Origin of the sequence: Variovorax sp. 54 (assembly GCF_002754375.1) — a bacterium.
GTDB lineage: Bacteria > Pseudomonadota > Gammaproteobacteria > Burkholderiales > Burkholderiaceae_C > Variovorax.
Genome location: NZ_PEFF01000001.1, coordinates 4,733,798 through 4,751,316 on the forward strand (window position 1 = coordinate 4,733,798; position 17,519 = coordinate 4,751,316).

Consider the following 17,519-nt stretch of genomic DNA (forward strand, 5'->3'; position numbering starts at 1 on the left):
CGCCGCCGGGCCGCCCCAAGGCGAGCCGCGCCTCCCCCCGGGGGGTGGAGTTACAGGAGCGAAGCGAGTGAAAAGCCGGGGGGCAAACATTTCTAGCCCAGGCGGGCGCGGTGGCGGGCGACTTGTGCTTTGACCTGCACGGGTGCAGTGCCGCCCAGCACGTTGCGTGCATTGAGCGAGCCGCGCAGGCTCAGCACGTCGTACACGTCTTTTTCGATGTTCGGGTTGAACTGCTGCAGCACCGACAGCGGCAGCTCCGACAGATCGACCTGGTGCGAGGTGGCGGCCTTCACGGCGTGGGCCACGGTTTCGTGCGCGTCGCGGAAGGGCAGGCCCTTCTTCACGAGGTAGTCGGCCAGGTCGGTGGCGGTGGCGTAGCCGCGCAGCGCCGCGGCTTCCATGGCCTCGGGCTTCACGGTGATGCCGCCGATCATCTCGGCAAAGATGCGCAGGGTGTCCTTGAGCGTGTCGACGGTGTCGAACAGCGGCTCCTTGTCTTCCTGGTTGTCCTTGTTGTAGGCCAGCGGCTGGCCCTTCATGAGCGTGATGAGCGCCATCAGGTGACCGACCACGCGGCCGGTCTTGCCGCGCGCCAGCTCGGGCACGTCGGGATTTTTCTTCTGCGGCATGATCGACGAGCCCGTGGTGAAGCGGTCGGCGATGTTGATGAAGCCGAAGTTCTGGCTCATCCAGATGATGAGTTCTTCGCTCAGGCGGCTCACGTGAACCATGCACAGGCTGGCGGCGGCGGTGAACTCGATCGCGAAGTCGCGGTCGCTCACGGCGTCCAGGCTGTTCTGGCAGACGCTGTCCATCTTCAGGGTGCGCGCCACCAGTTCGCGGTCGAGCGGGTAGCTGGTGCCGGCCAGCGCGGCGGCGCCCAGCGGCAGGCGGTTGACGCGGCGGCGCACCTCGCCCATGCGCTCGGCGTCGCGGCTGAACATTTCCACATACGCCAGCATGTGGTGGCCGAAGCTCACGGGCTGGGCCACCTGCAGGTGGGTGAAGCCGGGCAGGATCACCTCGACGTTCTTCTCGGCGATGTCGACCAGCGCTTTTTGCAGGTCGACCAGCAGGTCGCCGATGAGGTCGATTTCGCCGCGCAGCCACAGGCGCACGTCGGTGGCGACCTGGTCGTTGCGGCTGCGGCCGGTGTGCAGGCGCTTGCCGGCGTCGCCGACCAGCTGGGTCAGGCGGGCCTCGATGTTCAGGTGCACGTCCTCGAGGTCGAGCTTCCATTCGAAGCTGCCGGCCTCGATCTCGCCGCGGATCTGCGTCATGCCGCGCTCGATGGCGGCGTGGTCCGTCACGCTGATGATGCCCTGGGCCGCGAGCATGCCGGCGTGCGCCAGCGAGCCCTCGATGTCGGCTTGCCAGAGGCGCTTGTCGAAGAAGACGCTGGAGGTGTAGCGCTTCACCAGGTCGCTCATCGGTTCGGAGAACAGGGCCGACCAGGCTTCGGATTTCTTGTCGAGTTGGTTTTGGGTCATGGGAGCCGTCCAGGAAGGCAATAATGGGTTGGTCACCCGATGGATCTGATGTCTGCGATGCGCAACCCGGCGATTTTATCGGCCAGCTCCCCCTCCACGTCCGCCGCGTCGCCGGAACGTGCGCGCACGCCCGTGCGCGGCGGCCCGGCGTTGTTCGACGCCTGCCAGATCGGCGTGGTGCTGCGCACCGTGGTGTTCGTCGAAGCGGTGGTGGCGGTGGCCACGCTGTTCGTGGTCGGCTCCTTCGGCGAATGGCTGGTGCAGGCGGCCACGGTCACCGGCGGCGCGTTGCCCGCCACGCTGCTGTGGCTGGTGGCGGCCTGCGGGCTCAAGAAGCAATTGCGGCGCCTGCCGCCCCCGGGGCAGTACGCCGCGGGCGCCGTGCTGGGCGCGGTGGCCTCGCTGTATGGCTGCGGCCTGCTGCGCCTGACCGGCGTGATCGCCAGCGCGCCCTGGCTGGCCAGTGCGCTGGCCGGCGCGCTGTTCGCGGGGCTGGTGATGGCGGCCATGGTGCTGCGCGCGCGCGGCCAGACGCCGGCCGCGACCACGGCCCGGCTCGAAGAGCTGCAGTCGCGCATCCGCCCGCACTTTCTGTTCAACACGCTCAACAGCGCCATCGCGCTGGTGCGCGAAGAGCCGGCCAAGGCCGAAACCATGCTCGAAGACCTGGCCGAGCTGTTCCGCCAGGCGCTCACCGTACCGGGCGAATCGGGCACGCTGGCCGACGAGATCGCACTGGCCGAGCGCTACCTCGCCATCGAGCAGGTGCGCTTCGGCGACCGCCTGCGCATCCGCTGGGACCTCGATGCCGCCGCCAGCGACGCGCGCCTGCCGCCGCTGTTGCTGCAGCCATTGGTCGAGAACGCCATCAAGCACGGTGTGGAGCCCAGCCCCGACGGCGGCAAGCTGCGCATCCGCACCGAGCGGCGCGGCGGCATGGTCGTGATCGAGGTGGTCAACAGCCTGCCGCCGCTGCGCTGGGCCGACCAGCCGCTGCCGCGCGGCCATGGCATCGCCCTGGACAACGTGCGCGAGCGGCTGCGCCTCTTGCACGACATGCAGATGCAATTCAGCGCCGGCATGGACCAGAAGAACTACCGCGTACGCATCGCGATTCCCGCAGACTCCGCCGAATCCCCATGAGCCTCAAGACCCTGATCGTTGACGACGAAGCCCTGGCCCGTTCGCGCCTGCGCACGCTGCTGCGCGACTGCAGCTCGCCCGCCGCCGAGGTGACGGCCGAAGCCGCGCAGGGCGAGGAGGCGCTGGCGCACCTGGCCGCGATGGACCTCGACCTGGTGCTGCTCGACGTGCACATGCCCGGCGTCGACGGCATCGAGGTGGCGCGCGCGCTGCGCAGTCGGCCCGACGCGCCGGCCGTGGTGTTCGTGACGGCGCATGCCAGCCACGCGGTCACGGCCTTCGAGCTGGAGGCGGTCGACTACCTCACCAAGCCCGTGCGCGCCGAGCGGCTGCAGCAGGCGCTGCAGAAGGCCGAGCGCTTCCTGAAGGAGCGTCGCGCGTCGCAGCCGGCCGCCGAGGCCACGCCCGAGTCCGTACTCATCCAGGACCGGGGCCGCGCCGAGCGCGTGCCGCTGTCCGAGGTGCTGTATCTCAAGTCCGAATACAAGTACCTCACGGTGCGCACCGCCACGCGCAGCCACATCCTCGACGGCTCGCTCAATGACTTCGAAGAGCGCTACCCGAACCGCTTCCTGCGCGTGCACCGCAACGCGCTGGTGGCGCGCTCGGCCATCCGCGCACTCGAGCGCTACGACGACGGCGAAGACGCCGAAGGCTGGGCGCTGCGGCTCGATTCGGTGCCCGAGCCCGTGGCGGTGTCGCGCCGCCAGCTGGCCGCGGTGCGCGAGATGCTCAAGGAATCGCGATGACCGACGAGACCGCGGGCGGCACGACGCCGCCGCCTGAGCCCCGGCCCCCGGCGTCCGAGGTGCCGCCGCCCGCGCCGCAGCCCCCGCCCGAACCACCGGCGCCTGCGCCGGTGGAGGCGAAGGACGAGGCGCCGGGCGAAGACGCCACGACCGCCACGACCGCCGCGCGCCGGCGCTTCGTGCTGCACATGCCGGTCGACGTGCGCAGCGCCTCGCTCGTGGTGCTGGCCGTGCTCGCCAGCGTCTTCGCGCTGCGCTGGGGGCAGGCCGTGTTCGTGCCGCTGATGCTGAGCCTGATGCTGAACTACGCGCTGTCGCCGCTGGTCGAGCGCCTGCACCGCTGGCACGTGCCGCGCTGGATCGGTTCGGCGGCGATCCTGCTGGGCCTGTTCGGCGGGCTCGGGTGGACCGGCTATTCGCTCTCGGGCAGCGCCTCGCAGCTGCTCGACTCGCTGCCGGTCGCCGCGCAGAAGCTGGGCCAGGCCATGCGCCGCGACAAGAACGCCAGCGCCACGCCGCTGGACAGCGTGCAGCAGGCCGCCGCCCAGCTCGAAAAGGCGGCCGAGGAAAACTCCGCGCGCGTCGCCTCGCGCAAGGGCGTGGCGCGCGTCGTCATCGAGCGGCCGGGCTTCAACGTGCGCGACTACCTGCTCAGCGGCACCGTCGGCCTGCTCAACGCGATGGGGCAGCTCACGCTGGTGGCCTTCCTCACCTACTTCGCGCTGTGTTCGGGCGACACCTTCCGGCGCAAGCTCATCAAGATCACCGGGCCCAGCCTGCAGAAGAAGAAGGTCACGGTGCACGTGCTGGACGACATCACGCGCAACATCGAACGCTACCTGCTGGTGCAGATATTGGTGAGCGCGCTGGTGGGGCTCGCCACCGGCTTGGCGTTCTGGCTCATGGGCGTGGAGAACGCGGCCGTGTGGGGAATCATCGCGGCCGTGACCAACCTCATCCCCTACATCGGCTCGGTGATCGTGCTGGTGGCGGCGGGGCTCATGGCCTTCCTGCAGTTCAGCAGCATCGAGATGGCGCTGCTGGTGGGCGGCGTCTCGCTGGCCATCCACACGGTGGTGGGCAACCTGCTCATGCCCTGGCTCACCAGCCGCACCAGCCGCATGAACCCCGTGGCGGTGTTCGTGGGCGTGATCTTCTGGGGCTGGCTGTGGGGCATCTGGGGGCTGCTGCTGGGCATCCCGATCACCATGGTCATCAAGTCGATCTGCGACCGGGTGGAAGACCTGCAGCCGATCGGCGAGCTGCTGGGCGAGTAGGCCGGAGGGCCTTCAGGAAAGTGCGCCGTTCGGTGCTATAAATTATTGCGAATCAATTCGCAATAATTCAATGTCCGACGTTTCATCCGCCTCCTTGCCACCCCGCGCCGGCGCCCCGGCCCGGCTGCTCTCCATCGACGCGCTGCGCGGCCTCGTGATCCTGTTCATGCTGCTGGACCACGTGCGCGAAACCTTCTACCTGCACCACCAGGTGCCCGACCCGATGCTCGTGGCGCAGACGCCGCCGGCGCTGTTCTTCGGCCGCCTGCTGGCGCACCTGTGCGCGCCGGTGTTCGTGTTCCTGACCGGGCTGTCGGCCTTCCTCTACGGCGCCAAGCAGGCGGACGGCCGCGCGGCGGCGTCCTCGTTCCTGTGGAAGCGGGGCGTGTTCCTCGTGGTGCTGGAGGTCACGGTCGTCAACTTCGCGTGGACCTTCCAGTTCCCGCCGGCCACGGTGTTCCTGCAGGTGATCTGGGTGATCGGGCTGTCGATGCTGGCGTTGTCGGCGCTGGTGTGGCTGCCGCGCCGGGCGCTGGTCGTGTTGGGCGTGGTGCTGGTGGCGGGGCACAACCTGCTCGACGGCCTGCACTTTCCCGTGGGCCATGTGTTGCACGTGCCCTGGGCCGTGCTGCACGACCGGGGCTGGATCGAGGTGTCCGACGCCTTGAGGCTGCGCACGTCGTACCCGCTGCTGCCGTGGATCGGCGTGATCGCGCTGGGCTATGTCGCCGGGCCGTGGTTCCTGCCCGGCGCCGATGCGCCGCAGCGCCAGCAGCGGCTGCTCGCGTGGGCCGTGGGCCTGCTCGTCGGCTTCGTGTTGCTGCGCGCACTCGACGTCTACGGCGACAAGCCCTGGGTGGCGGGGGACAGCGCGCTGACGACCGCGATGGCCTTCCTGAACATCACCAAGTACCCGCCGTCGCTGCTGTTCATTGCACTGACGCTCGGCGTGGGGCTGTGGCTGCTGCGCCTGTTCGAGCGCCGGCAGGGCGCGGCATGGCTCGCGCCGCTGGCCGTGTTCGGCGCGGCGCCCATGTTCTTCTACGTGCTGCACCTGTACGTGCTCAAGTTCCTCTATCTGGGGGCCGAGGCGACATGGGGCCCCAACCAGGGCCGCTTGTTCGGCTTCGACGCTGTCTGGATGGTGTGGCTGACCACCGGGGCGCTGGCCTTTGCGCTGTACCCGGCGGTGCGCGCCTTCGCGGCCCTGAAGGCGCGGCGCCGCGACATCGCGTGGCTCAAGTACCTGTGAGCGACGGGCGATGAGGCGGGTCTGCGGCGCGGCCCTCGCCATGCTGGGCACCACCGCCCTGGCGGCCGAAGGCGGCGGCTTCGTCGAGGACACGCGCTGGCGCGTGCTCCAGCGCAGCGTGTACGAGCACCGGAGCTATCTGCACGGCGACCGCAGCAACGGCGGGCGCAATGCCTCGTTGCCCCGGGCGCGGCGCAGCGACCACGCGCAGGAGTGGGGCTACGGCGTCATGGGCACCCTCGAGTCCGGCTTCACGCCGGGCTGGATCGGCTTCGGCGTGGACGCGCATGCCTCGTTCGCGCGCAGCCTCGACGGCGACGATCTGCGCGTCGGCAAGATCCGCATGCTGCCGGTGGACGGCGCGGGCTACGCGCAGGACGGCATCGCGCGCGGCGGCGTGGCGCTGAAGGCGCGCATCTCCGCCACCGTGCTGGCGGTGGGCGAACAACGTGTGAAGACGCCGGTCTTCAGTGCATCCGACACGCGCCTGCTGCCCGAGACCATGCGCGGCTGGTTGCTCACCAGCCGTGAGTTCGACACGCTCACGCTGCAGGTCGGCCGCTTCACCGGGTCGACCGACCGCCATGCGCGCGGCACGAACCATCCGCTCATCGTCAATTACCTCGACCCGAAGTCACCGCGCGGCGACGTGTTCGACTTTGCCGGCGGCACCTGGAAGGGAAGCGCTTCGCTGTCGCTCACGGCCTACGTCGCGCGCCTGAAGGACACCTGGAACACCGGCTACCTGGGGGCCCACTACACGGTGCCGCTGGCAGACAAGCGCGCGTTGTCCTTCGACCTGCACGTGTACCGCAGCAAGGACACGGGCCGTGCGCTGGCCGGCCCGGTGGACAACACCACCGCCAGCCTCATGTCCACCTACACCCACGGCCCCCACCGCGTGGGCCTGGGCTGGCAGAAGGTCGCGGGCGACACGCCGTTCGACTATGTGACGCGCGGCGCCGTCTGGCTCGGCAATGCGGCGCAGCTGTCCGACTTCAACGCGCCGCACGAGCGGTCGTGGCAGCTGCGCTACGAAGTCGATGCCGCGCGTTGGGGCGCGCCCGGGTTGAGCCTGGGCGCCGCCTACATCCGCGGCAGCGGCATCGACGGCAGCCGCGCGCCGGCGCGCGGAGGCTACGCATGGCTGGGCTACGGGCAGGGCGGCCGGCACTGGGAGCGCGACTTGTGGCTGCGCTACACCGTCCCGCAGGGCCGCGCCAAGGGCCTGGCCTTCCTGCTGCGCTATGGCGAGCACCGCAACAACAAGGCGCAGGCCGAACTCAACACGCGCCAGATCCGCGTCGCGCTGGAGTACCCGATCGGCAATGACTGAGCGGGCGGCGCCGTCAGGCTGAGGTGACGGGCAGCTTCTTCACGAAGGTCACGGCGGGGTCGAGCGGCTGGCCGTCGCGCGTGCGCAGGTCGATCGGCGCCACCGGCTCGCCGTGCTCGCGCTCCAGCAGCACCGAGTGCGGCTCGCCCGGCGCGAACAGGTTCGCCTCGCCCCAGTGCCGCAGGCCGACCACCACGGGGAACAGGCCGCGGCCCTTGGCCGTCAGCGCGTACTCCTGGTAGAGCGAGCCGTCCGAGGCCGGAACGAGGTCGAACACGCCTTCCTGCACCAGCCACTTCAGCCGGTCGGCCAGGATGTTCTTGGCCACGCCCAGGCTCTGCTGAAATTCGCCGAAGCGCCGCATGCCGTCGAAGGCGTCGCGCACGATCAGCAGCGACCACTGGTCGCCGACGATCTCGAGGGCGCGCGCCATCGGGCAGGCGTCGAACCTCAGACTTTTTCTCCTGGCCATCGTGTGTGTTTCCTGTGCGTCCCTGGGATGGCGGGATTAGACCGTAGCCCTGGATTGGTTGCAAATTAAAACTGATGCGGCTAGCATCCATCTAGTTTTAATTTGAAACCTGAAATGACCATGACCGTTCCAGCAAACATTCCTTCCGGCGGCGACGCCGTGCCCGGCCTGCGCGCCAGCCCCGTGCGCGTGGCCGTCGTGCAGTTCGACCCGCAGGTCGGCGTCGAGAACCTCGCGCGCAATGCCGCCGCCGTGCGCCAACAGCTCGAGGCTGCCGTGGCCGGCGGCGCGCAGCTCATCGTGCTGCCCGAGCTGGCGACCACCGGTTACTGCTTCAACGGCCGCGCCGAGGCCTTCGCCCACGCCGAGCCCGTGCCGCACGGCCCCACCGTGCAGGGCTGGGTCGCGTTCGCGGCGCAGCACGGCGTGTACCTCGTCGGCTGCCTGGCCGAGCAGGACGGCATGCAGCTGTTCGACACGGCCGTGCTCGTCGGCCCCGAGGGCTACATCGGCCGCTACCGCAAGACGCACCTCTGGAACAACGAGAAGCTGTGGTTCACGCCCGGCAACGAGGGCTACCGGGTGTTCGAGACGAAGATCGGCCGCATCGGCCTGCTCGTGTGCTGGGACCTCTGGTTTCCCGAGGCGCCGCGCATCGTGGCGCAGCAGGGCGCCGACATCATCTGCGTGCCCACGGGCTGGGTCTGGACGCCGCCACCGCTGTACGACGCCAGCGGCGTCTGCATGCCGGCCTACCTGACGATGGCGGCTGCGCACACCAACAACGTCTTCATCGCCACCGCCGACCGCGTGGGCCAGGAGCGCGGCACGGGCTTCATGGGCAACTCGCTGATCGCGGGCACCAACGGCTGGCCGATGGGACGCATCGCCGGGCCCGAGGAAGAAACCATCCTCTACGCCGACGTCGACCTGGGCGCCGCGCGTTCGGCGCCGATCTGGACGCCGCTCAACGACCTGCACCGCGACCGGCGAACCGATCTGTATGACGCGATGCTGGGGTACCGGGGCGGGGTGGCACTGCCGCGTTGACTTGCGCCACGCTGAAAGAAACGGGCGACCCTCCACGGCCCGCGCCCGACCGGGTTGCACCCGCCCCGCAGCGCGGGGGCGTGGGCGTGGTCAGCGCAGTTCACGCTGCATCAGCACGGTGTCGACCCACTGGCCGAACTTGAAGCCGACGTTGCGCAGCACACCGACCGTCTCGAAACCCAGGCCCGCGTGCAGCCGCTGCGAGCCCGCGTTGCCGCTGTGGCCGATGCACGCGACCATCTGCGTGAAGCCGGCCTCGGTGCAGCGGTCGATCACCGCCTGCAGCAGCGCCGTGCCGATGCCGTGGCCGTGCATGTCGGGCGCGACGTAGATCGAGTCTTCCACCGTGTGCCGGTAGGCCGAGCGCGCACGGTAGGGGCCGGCGTAGGCGTAGCCGGCCACCTCGCCATCTTTCAGTGCCACGAGATACGGCAGGCCGCGTTCCTGCACGTCGATGCGGCGTGCCTGCATCTGCGCGAGGGTGAGCACTTCTTCTTCGAACGAGCACAGGTCGTGCTGCACGTAGTGGCTGTAGATGGCCTGCACGCGGGCCATGTGGTGGGGCGCGGCATCGGCAATGTCGAGTGCGGCGGAAGCGATGGAAGAGGAGGACATGGCCCGATCTTGACGAGCCAGGATCTATAAGTGAAGCTGGGTCCATCTATGCAGCGCATAAGAAATACTTTGGAAAAAAACCTCAACCTCGACCAGCTCGCCACCTTCGGCCTGGTGATCGAAACCGGCAGCTTCTCCGCCGCGGCCGACCGGCTCGGCCTGTCACAGCCGGCCGTGAGCCTGCAGGTGCGCCAGCTCGAACGACGGCTCGCAGTGCGGCTCATCGAGCGCGTCGGCAAGCGCGCGCGGGCCACGCCGGCCGGCGCGGAGCTGCTGCGCCATGTGCCGCAGATCGAGGCGGCGGTCGAGAACGCCATCGACGCGCTGGCCGACCACGCGCGCGGCATCACGGGCCGCGTGCGGTTGGGCACGGGCGCGACGGCCTGCCTGTATTTCTTGCCGGCAGTGCTGCGCCAGTTGCGCGAGGAATTCCCGGCGCTCGGCGTGGTGGTGAGCACCGGCAACACCGACGAGCACGTGCGCAAGGTGGAAGACAACAGCATCGATCTCGCGCTGGTCACGCTGCCCGCCGCGGGGCGCTCGCTGAGCGTGATGCCGGTGTGCGACGACGCGTTCGTCGCCATCGGCCGTGCCGACCTCGCGCCGCTCAAGGCCCGCGTGACGCCGGCTGACCTGGCGACGCTGCCGCTGGTGCTGTTCGAGCCTGCAGCCAACACGCGCAAGCTGGTCGATCGCTGGTTCGCTGCCGAGGGGTTGCAGCCGCAGCCCGTGATGGAGCTGGGCAGCGTCGAGGCGATGAAGGAGATGGTGGCCGCGGGGCTGGGCTACGGCCTGGTGCCCGGCATGTCGATGGCGGGGCGCGGTGCCCATCCGGCGCTGAAGGTCAGCCGCCTCGCCCCGCGCATGCACCGCACGCTGGCGGTGGTGGTCCGTCGCGACAAGCCGCTCAACAAGGCGCTGCGCACGGTGCTCGAGGCGATCGTGGCGGCCGGCAAACCGCGTCGCTCACGCTAGAGCGCGGGTGCTTCGCTCACCGGGGCGGCGGTGTGCCTGGGGGCGACGGTGACGAGCTTGTAGCCGCAGCCGTAGATGGCGCGCAGCACGAATCCGTTGTCGACCTCCAGCGCCAGCTTCTTGCGCACGTTCGCCGCGCAGACGTCGATCACCCGGCCCACCACGCGCTCGGGCGGGGCCTTCCAGATCGCGTTCCACAGCCACTCCCGCGTCAGCACCGTGTCGGCGTTCTGGAACAGCGCCGATGCGAAGGCGAAGCACTGGGGCGGCAGGTAGATCTCGCGATCGCGCAGGCACACCGTGCCGGACGCGTCGTCGATGAACCGGTAGGCGCCCCGGACCATCTTCGTGTGCAGCAGGGCCTGCGCCGGCGGCTCCGATGGCGCCGCCGGAGGGCCCTGCAGCAGCACGTCGTTGTACATCGGCAGGCCTTTCCAGGGCTCGCCTGGCGGCACCACCAGCATCGGCATGCCCAGCACCTCGCATGCGGCGTGCAGGCCCTTGTGCGTCACTTCGTCCCACGAGGCCAGCAGGATCAGGTCGAAGCGACGCCCGTTGCCCAGCGCGGTGAGCAGGGCTGCGGCGCTCGCGAACTCGGTCACCCGGTGGGGCATCGTTCCCAGCCGGTCCTGCACCGCCGTGCCGCGGGCATTCGCTTCCTGCAGCAGCGCCAGCGACAACGGGCCGCGCAAACCGAAGGTCATCCGATGTCGCGCGTACACCCGGGCGGCAGACGGCGGGCGATGCGCGTCAATTGAACTCATAGCCCACGCCCACCCCGATGTTGAACTTGACGCCGCTGTAGCCGCCGTTGACCTTGTAGATCCACTTGCCGCTGTCCGAGCGCGACGAGAAGCCCAGGGCCAGCGCGCTGTAGCCCGCGTAGTTGCCCACGCCGACCGCCAGCAGGGTCTTGCCGGGTGTCATCGCCTGCGGCATCGTGCTCATCGCGGTGGCCATGGCCACGCCCGAATAGGCAATGCGCTGCGTGCTGGCGAGCTGGCCTTGCAGTTGGGCCTGCGCGGCGTTCAGCTGGCCCAGGTTGACCGCATCGCCCGGCAGCACGCCTGGCGCCACGTTGCCGATGCGCGTGCCGCCTGGCGCTTCGCCGGCGCCCAGCGTGATCTGGTTGTAGTTCACCGACCCGTCGGGGTGGGTGGCGTACTGCACGGTGCTGGCCTTCGACGCTGCCGAGGCCGCCTTCAACTGCGCCACGTTGGTCGCGTCGCTGTCGGCCGTGCCGGCCGCCACGCCCGTGATCTGGCGGAACTGGCCGCTGGCTGCGTCGCCCACCGACACCGCGCCCTGCGTGCTGGTCGTGGCCCGGATGGCCGCGGCCTGCGCCGCATTCGCGCTGCCCGGCACGTAGCCGGCCACGCCCGCCGCCGTCGAGGCCACCGAGTTCGCCCCCAGAGCCACACCGCCGGTCTGCTGCACCACCGCGCCGAAGCCGATGGCCGTGCCTTGCGAGATGTTCTGCGCCTTGCTCAGCGGCGTGCCGCCAGCGTCGGCACTGTCGCCGAAGGCCGCGCCGCCGCCGCCGGCACGGGCGTTCGCGCCGAAGGCCTGCGAGCCCGTGGCCAGCGCCCCGGTGCCGATGGCGATGGCGTTCGTGCCCGTGGCCTGCGCCCCGAAGCCCACCGCCACTGCACCGTCGGCCGTGGCCTTCGCGCCGTTGCCGGCGGCGAAGGCGTTGGCGCCGCTGGCCTCGGAACGCGGCCCGATCGCCACCGCTTCCTGGCCGCTGGCCACGGAGTCCGCCGCCTTCGAGTTGGCGTGGAAGTACTTCGTGCCCCCGTTGTAGATGTCGGTGACCGCCGTGCTCAGGGTGCTGACGTTCTGGTTCGTGGTGCCCAGCCCCGTGGACAGGCTGCCGACGCCGCTGGTCAGCGTGCTCAGGCCGGTGGAGGTCGAGGTCGACAGGCTGCCCACACTGCTGTGGGTGGTGCTCAGACCCGAGGACAGGCTGGAGATGCCGCTCGTTGCCGTGCTCAGGCCCGTCGATGTGGAGGTCGAGAGGCTGGCGAGGCTGCTGTCCGTCGTGCGGAGGCTCGTGGACAGGCTGTCGATGCTGCGGGTCGCGGTGCTCAGACCCGTCGACGTCGACGTGGAGAGACTGCCGATGCTGCTGTTCGTGCTGCTCAAGCCCGTCGAGAGGCTGCCCACGCTGCTGTTCGCCGTACTCAGGCCGGTGGAAGTCGACGTCGACAAGCTGCCGATCACGCTCACCGAAGTGCTCAGGCCGGTCGACAGGCTGACGAGCCTGCTGTCGGTGGTGCTCAAGCCCGTGGAGAGGCTCGAAATGCCACTGGTCGCCGTGCTCAGGCCACTCGACGTTGACGTCGACAAGCTGCCGATGTTGCTGCTTGTGGTGCTCTGGCCTGTGGACAGGCTGTCGATGCGGCTCGTGGCCGTGCTCAGACCCGACGATGTCGAAGTCGACAGGCTGCCCACGGTGCTGTTTGTCGTGCTCAGGCTCGTGGAGGTCGACGACGACAAGCTCGCGATATGGCTGGTGGCGGTGCCCAGGCCGGTCGATGTGGAAGTCGACAGGCTGCCCACGCTCTCGTTGGTGGTGCTCAATCCGCTGGACAGGCTGGCCATGCCGATGGACACCGCGGTCGACAGCGAGGTCAACTGGCCGAAGTTCACGGCGTCGGTGGGGTTCACACCCGCAGCGACGTTCGTGAGGATGACTGGCGTTGTCGCGCCGGCGCCGCCCAGCGTGACCCGGGTGTGGCTGGCGTCGTCGTACTGGACGGAATTCGAAAGACCCGTGGACAGGCTGCCGATGCTGCTGTGGGCCGAGCTCAGGCCGGTCGACAGGCTGCCGATGCCGCTCATGGCGGTGCTCAGCCCCGTGGACGTCGAGGTCGACAGGCTGCCGACGCTGCTCGTGGCGGTGCTCAGGCCCGTCGAGGTGGAGGTCGAGAGGCTGTCGATGCCGCTGACGGCCGTGCGCAGGCCGGTCGATGTCGAGGTCGACAGGCTGCCGATGCTGCTGCTGGTGGTGCTCAACCCCGCGTAGAGCTGGCTGCCGTTGACCGCATCGGTCGACGTGGCCGTGAGGCGACCCGCGGCGACGTTCGTCACCTGGCGCTCGGCGCCTGCCGCGCCCACGCTGACGACGCCGACCGGCGCGGCGCCTGCGAAGTTGCCGTAGGTCACACCGTCCACCGTGGCATCGGGCACCGGAGTGGCCGTGGCGGTGGAAGCGCCATCGCCCAGCGCCACGCTGCGCGCGTGGCCCGATGTCGCACCGCGACCGATGGCGATGCCCGAGTCGGCCTGTGCAGCGACGGAGGACTCTCCGCCGATGGCGATCGAATCGGTCGCCGCCGCCCACGCGCCGGCAGTGGGGTTCGTGCCGAGCGCCGTGGCGCCGGCGGCGGAAGCCTTTGCCGTGCGGCCGAGCGCCGAGGAATAGTCGCCGGTGGCATTGGCGCCGGAGCCGATGGCCAGGCTGCGATCTGCCGTCGCGGTCGCATTGGTGCCGAGCGCCAGGGCGTTCGTTCCGCCGGCATTCGCGGCGTAGCCGAACGCGGCGGACGTGGGGCCGGTGGCCAGTGCGAGCGTGCCGAAGGCCGTGGACCCGCTGCCGGTGGCGTTGGACGAGTTGCCGAATGCCGTGGAGGGCGCCAGGCCGCTCGCATCGCCGACGGCGCGCGCATTCGTGCCGACGGCCATGTCGTTGCCGAACGCGGCGTTGGCGTTGTTGCCGACAGCCATGGCGCCGCCGCCGTTCGCCTTGGCACCGGCGCCGACCGCCACCGTGTTGGAGCCACTGGCATGGGCGTCCAGGCCGATGGCCAGTGAACCCACCGACGCGGCGGTTGCGCGCGTGCCCAGCGCGATCGAATCGTCGCCGAGTGCTGATGTCGCCGTGTCGCCGCCGCCGATCGCCAGCGCGCGGTTGCCGGAGGCGGCGTCCAGCGTGGCGGTGCTGCCGATGCGCATCGCGCGGGTCGGGCTTGCGCCGCCGAGTCCCAGGTTGCCGGAGTTGACGAACAGGTCGCCGCCGAGGCTCAGCGAGTTGGCGCCGGTGCCGTCGCCGTAGAAGAGCGCACGAAGGGCCTGCGTGGCCTTGTCGCCTGCCGTACAGCGGGTGTCCGCGGTTCCCAACTGGGCGAGGGTGGGAACGCCGTTGTTCGCGCCGCCATAGCTACCGCCTGCCGTGTTGTTGCCGCCGGAATTCGCACCGTTGGGCGCCGTCGTGCCTGCGTACAGGCCGATGGGAGAGAGGCCTTGCGTGTCGAAGGTCCACAGGCATCCGTTGTCGGTGCCGTCATTGATGAAGATGCCGTAGCTGGCCGCAGCGGGCAGGCTGGCCAACCCCAGGCATGCCGCGAACGCCGCACCCGATACGGCTGCAAGGCGGAATCGCTGTCGGACGGGGCTTGCGCTGCGGCGGTGCACGCTGCCGGAGGGTTTGCCCCCGGCACTGACAACTTCCGCCACGGCCACCCAGGCGCCAAGCGATTCGTTCCACACCGAACGGTAGATCTTGTTCATATCCAGTCTTCTCCCAGTGGTTGCAGGATGTGCAGGCGCGGGCGTTCTGGAGCCCGTCGTCATCGCGTGCGCTGGTTCAACGACAGGTCGTGAAACAGGGGCACTCCGGCTTCGTTGAAACCCGGTTGCAGCCCACCGATGCACCCGACGCGATCACACAGCGCGTCGATTGGGTGTTGTGCCGTCCCTGTTAACTTTTGTTTTGAATCCGCAGCGGCGCGAGTCTAGGAGTCGTGATTGCTTCTTTGCATTGGCTTTTGCTCACCATTGCGTACTTTGATAGCGTTTGTTAACACTAGTTATTTTTCAAAATCAATTTGAAGTTCTGCGCGATCTTCCAAGGGAGGAAGAGCGAAATGGAGAGGAAGAAGCGCAGCGGAAAGTAATGAGGCGAGGCGCCTGAAATTCCCCATCGAGGCAAGAAATTGATTACTTGAATGAATCATTTCTTTGGCAATGAAAGGGCGCCGAACGGCCGACAAACGCCAAAACGCCGGCCCTGCAGAGCAGTCCGGCGAAATGAAAGAAAGAAGAACCCGGCACTGTGTCCGGGAGGCATGCACGGGGCCCGGCGCACCGGGCCCGTGCAGCGCAGGCGCGTTATTCCGGAATGGCCGCCAGCGGCGCCGCACCGCCGCGTGCGCGGCCCAGCGTGCCGACGATGAGCGCGGCGATCAGCACCAGCACGCCGCTGAGCACCATCGTGGGCGAGATGCCGCGGCTGTCGACCATGAGGCCGCCGATCAGCGCGCCCGAGGCGATCGCGACCTGGAAGCCCGTCACCAGCAGGGCCTGGCCGGCTTCCTGCGCGTCGGGCACGGCTTCCATCATCCAGCCGGTGAGCGCCACCGGAATCAGGCCAAAGGCCACGCCCCAGATCACCACCACCACCGCGCCGGCCACCATGCCGGTGCCGATGAACGTCGACAGCAGCAAGGCCGTCGCGAGCATCAGCGCCGCCAGCAAGGTGGTGCCGCGCACGCTGCGCGCCACCAGGCTGCCGCCGAGGAAGGTGCCGATGAAGCCGACCGCGCCGTAGACCAGCAGCAGCGTCGAGACCCCGTTGGCCTGCAGGCCGAACACCTGCTGCAGCAGCGGCTTCAGGTAGGTGTAGGCCGCGAAGTGGCCGGCAATGAAGAACAGCACGGCGAGCAGGCCGACCTGCGCCATGCGGCGCGTGAGCGGCGTGAGCAGGTCGCGCGCACCGATGGCGCGTTGCGGCGGAATGGCCGGCAGCAGCCACAGCTGCGTCAGCAGCACGGCCGCGGCCAGCGCGCCGGTCACGGCGAATGAGGCGCGCCAGCCGAACATCGTGCCCAGCCACGAGCCCGCGGGCACGCCGAGCACCGTGGCGGCCGACACGCCGGCCAGCACCAGCGACATGGCGCGGGGCTTCGAGGCATCAGGCACCAGCTGCGTGGCAGCAGCGGGGGCGAAGGTCCAGAAGCCGCCGACAGCCAGGCCGAGCATCAGGCGCGCGACCACCATCGTCGTGAAGTTGGGCGCGAACGCGGCCAGCAGGTTCGAGGCGATCAGCAAGAGCGTGAGTGCGATCAGCACCGTGCGCCGGTCGAGCCGGCCCGAGGCGACGATCAGCGCCGGCCCGGCGAAGGCGGCGAGCACGCCGGGCATGGTGATCATCAAGCCGGCCGTGCCGTCCGACACGTTCAGGCCGCGCGCGATGTCGGTGAGCAGGCCGATGGGCATGAACTCGGTCGACACCATCGCGAAGGTGCCGACGGCGATGGAGCCGACCGCGAGCCACGCGGAACGGGTAGGGGCGGCCACGGCTGATTCGCGCGCGGGCGCTGCCAGGTCGTCGATGCAGGGGTTGCTGCCGGAAGAATTCATCATGGAGATGCTGTCCTTGAACGCATCGGCGATGAAGGCGCCAATGCCGGTGAGGGGGCATTGGAGTGTGCGAGTTGAGCGCCCTGCGACCAAGGGGCGGTGGAGCAGTAGACAGTTTCCCTGCGGCGAACAATCGACCCTTTGGGTGCCTGAAGCCACCCAGTGACGCGGCAATGGCGCCTTTCGCCATCACCGTTTTCGTGTGCTGCGGAAATTAGGTGTTGGCGGGGCGCAACTCGAGCGCCCGTCCATCGGCCACGAACGCCTCGTCGACCAGCACGCGAAAGGCCGTGCCCTGCGGAAACTTCGGCTGCGCGACGGCCGGCGAGAGGAATTCGATGTCGAGCGCAATGGGCGTGCCGCGCACCAGCGATTCGCCCTGCGGCACGCGCCAGCGCACCGAGAAGCCTTCCTTGTCGAGCACCAGCGCGCCCCGGTATTCGCCGGGGCCCAGCGGCACGTCCTGCGACGGCACCGAGGGGCGGCGGAAGGTCAGCTCCGCTTGCAGGTGCGGCGTGAATGCGGGCAGTGCGTCGAAGCCCGCGGGCGGCGCCTGCTTGGGCGTGCGGCGCGGCAGCTTGCCGATGAGCCACGTGATCACGTTGCCGATGATCGGCACCCACAGCACCATCAGCAGCGTGGCGATGTCGCGCGTGGTGGTGCCGGGCGCCGCGTAGTGCCGCACGATGCCGCCGCCCACGGCCACGCACAGGAGGATCAGGACGATGACGCGTCGGCGGAACTGGATTTTGGTCATGAAGGCGCGGAGAGGGCGGGGGTGAAAGCGGCTTCGGACC

General features: G+C 69.4%; 14 protein-coding genes. 7 read left to right on the forward strand and 7 right to left on the reverse strand.

Features of this window, described 5'->3' with window-relative positions; translation table 11 throughout:
• Window positions 1–92: 92 nt before the first annotated feature.
• Window positions 93–1,490, reverse strand: coding sequence for an argininosuccinate lyase (gene argH, locus CLU95_RS21855; RefSeq protein WP_099795532.1), 1,398 nt, complete (start codon window positions 1,488–1,490; stop codon window positions 93–95).
• A 57-nt stretch (window positions 1,491–1,547) separates the two neighbouring features.
• On the opposite strand from argH, the gene CLU95_RS21860 reads away from it, so the two are divergent.
• The 5 genes from CLU95_RS21860 (at window position 1,548) to CLU95_RS21880 (ending at window position 7,247) form a co-directional block, all read left to right on the forward strand.
• Complete coding sequence (locus CLU95_RS21860) at window positions 1,548–2,633, forward strand: sensor histidine kinase (RefSeq protein WP_099797425.1); 1,086 nt, start codon at window positions 1,548–1,550, stop codon at window positions 2,631–2,633.
• Window positions 2,630–3,382, forward strand: a complete 753-nt coding sequence (locus CLU95_RS21865) for a LytR/AlgR family response regulator transcription factor (protein WP_099795533.1) — start codon at window positions 2,630–2,632, stop codon at window positions 3,380–3,382. Before CLU95_RS21860 ends, CLU95_RS21865 begins: the two co-directional genes overlap by 4 nt.
• Window positions 3,379–4,659 (forward strand): AI-2E family transporter, encoded by a 1,281-nt coding sequence (locus CLU95_RS21870; RefSeq protein WP_099795534.1) that lies wholly within the window; start codon window positions 3,379–3,381, stop codon window positions 4,657–4,659. Before CLU95_RS21865 ends, CLU95_RS21870 begins: the two co-directional genes overlap by 4 nt.
• A 70-nt stretch (window positions 4,660–4,729) precedes the next feature.
• Window positions 4,730–5,911, forward strand: a complete 1,182-nt coding sequence (locus CLU95_RS21875) for a DUF1624 domain-containing protein (protein WP_099795535.1) — start codon at window positions 4,730–4,732, stop codon at window positions 5,909–5,911.
• 40 nt (window positions 5,912–5,951) lie between these two features.
• On the forward strand, window positions 5,952–7,247 hold the full coding sequence (locus CLU95_RS21880; protein ID WP_218967441.1) for an OprD family outer membrane porin: 1,296 nt from the start codon (window positions 5,952–5,954) through the stop codon (window positions 7,245–7,247).
• A gap of 13 nt (window positions 7,248–7,260) precedes the next feature.
• Here the strand turns inward: CLU95_RS21880 and CLU95_RS21885 are convergent, their stop codons facing one another.
• On the reverse strand, window positions 7,261–7,719 hold the full coding sequence (locus CLU95_RS21885; protein ID WP_099795537.1) for a winged helix-turn-helix transcriptional regulator: 459 nt from the start codon (window positions 7,717–7,719) through the stop codon (window positions 7,261–7,263).
• A gap of 120 nt (window positions 7,720–7,839) precedes the next feature.
• On the opposite strand from CLU95_RS21885, the gene CLU95_RS21890 reads away from it, so the two are divergent.
• A complete protein-coding gene (locus tag CLU95_RS21890) occupies window positions 7,840–8,769 on the forward strand; it encodes a nitrilase family protein (protein WP_099797426.1) in 930 nt (309 codons plus the stop codon).
• A 90-nt stretch (window positions 8,770–8,859) separates the two neighbouring features.
• Here CLU95_RS21890 and CLU95_RS21895 read toward each other — a convergent pair whose 3' ends face one another.
• Entirely contained in the window at window positions 8,860–9,384 is a 525-nt protein-coding gene (locus tag CLU95_RS21895; protein ID WP_180288656.1) for a GNAT family N-acetyltransferase, read from the reverse strand.
• Window positions 9,385–9,432: 48 nt separating this feature from the next.
• Between CLU95_RS21895 and CLU95_RS21900 the strand changes: the two genes are divergently transcribed.
• Window positions 9,433–10,359 carry a LysR family transcriptional regulator gene (locus tag CLU95_RS21900; RefSeq protein ID WP_099795538.1) on the forward strand — a complete coding sequence of 309 codons (927 nt, stop codon included), beginning with the start codon at window positions 9,433–9,435 and terminating at the stop codon, window positions 10,357–10,359.
• On the opposite strand, the gene CLU95_RS21905 is transcribed toward CLU95_RS21900, so the two are convergent.
• The 4 genes from CLU95_RS21905 to CLU95_RS21920 form a co-directional block, all read right to left on the reverse strand.
• Window positions 10,356–11,063, reverse strand: coding sequence for a winged helix-turn-helix domain-containing protein (locus CLU95_RS21905; protein ID WP_180288657.1), 708 nt, complete (start codon window positions 11,061–11,063; stop codon window positions 10,356–10,358). The two genes, CLU95_RS21900 and CLU95_RS21905, sit on opposite strands and share 4 nt — an antisense overlap.
• Before the next feature lie 46 nt (window positions 11,064–11,109).
• A complete protein-coding gene (locus CLU95_RS21910) occupies window positions 11,110–14,871 on the reverse strand; it encodes a YadA-like family protein (RefSeq protein ID WP_180288658.1) in 3,762 nt (1,253 codons plus the stop codon).
• A 600-nt stretch (window positions 14,872–15,471) separates the two neighbouring features.
• Window positions 15,472–16,725 carry an MFS transporter gene (locus CLU95_RS21915; protein WP_099795541.1) on the reverse strand — a complete coding sequence of 418 codons (1,254 nt, stop codon included), beginning with the start codon at window positions 16,723–16,725 and terminating at the stop codon, window positions 15,472–15,474.
• A 211-nt stretch (window positions 16,726–16,936) separates the two neighbouring features.
• Window positions 16,937–17,479: a hypothetical protein gene (locus tag CLU95_RS21920; RefSeq protein ID WP_099795542.1), complete on the reverse strand. Its 543-nt coding sequence runs from the start codon at window positions 17,477–17,479 to the stop codon at window positions 16,937–16,939.
• Window positions 17,480–17,519: the final 40 nt, after the last annotated feature.

Bases quoted from the DNA above. Each gene is read 5' to 3' on its own strand.
- CLU95_RS21915 (WP_099795541.1), bottom strand. From the start codon at position 16,725: ATGATGAATTCTTCCGGCAGCAACCCCTGCATCGACGACCTGGCAGCG.
- CLU95_RS21905 (WP_180288657.1), bottom strand. From the start codon at position 11,063: ATGACCTTCGGTTTGCGCGGCCCGTTGTCGCTGGCGCTGCTGCAGGAA.
- CLU95_RS21910 (WP_180288658.1), bottom strand. From the start codon at position 14,871: ATGAACAAGATCTACCGTTCGGTGTGGAACGAATCGCTTGGCGCCTGG.
- CLU95_RS21860 (WP_099797425.1), top strand. From the start codon at position 1,548: ATGCGCAACCCGGCGATTTTATCGGCCAGCTCCCCCTCCACGTCCGCC.
- CLU95_RS21880 (WP_218967441.1), top strand. From the start codon at position 5,952: ATGCTGGGCACCACCGCCCTGGCGGCCGAAGGCGGCGGCTTCGTCGAG.
- CLU95_RS21870 (WP_099795534.1), top strand. From the start codon at position 3,379: ATGACCGACGAGACCGCGGGCGGCACGACGCCGCCGCCTGAGCCCCGG.
- CLU95_RS21890 (WP_099797426.1), top strand. From the start codon at position 7,840: ATGACCGTTCCAGCAAACATTCCTTCCGGCGGCGACGCCGTGCCCGGC.
- CLU95_RS21920 (WP_099795542.1), bottom strand. From the start codon at position 17,479: ATGACCAAAATCCAGTTCCGCCGACGCGTCATCGTCCTGATCCTCCTG.
- CLU95_RS21865 (WP_099795533.1), top strand. From the start codon at position 2,630: ATGAGCCTCAAGACCCTGATCGTTGACGACGAAGCCCTGGCCCGTTCG.
- CLU95_RS21895 (WP_180288656.1), bottom strand. From the start codon at position 9,384: ATGTCCTCCTCTTCCATCGCTTCCGCCGCACTCGACATTGCCGATGCC.
- argH (WP_099795532.1), bottom strand. From the start codon at position 1,490: ATGACCCAAAACCAACTCGACAAGAAATCCGAAGCCTGGTCGGCCCTG.
- CLU95_RS21885 (WP_099795537.1), bottom strand. From the start codon at position 7,719: ATGGCCAGGAGAAAAAGTCTGAGGTTCGACGCCTGCCCGATGGCGCGC.
- CLU95_RS21900 (WP_099795538.1), top strand. From the start codon at position 9,433: ATGCAGCGCATAAGAAATACTTTGGAAAAAAACCTCAACCTCGACCAG.
- CLU95_RS21875 (WP_099795535.1), top strand. From the start codon at position 4,730: ATGTCCGACGTTTCATCCGCCTCCTTGCCACCCCGCGCCGGCGCCCCG.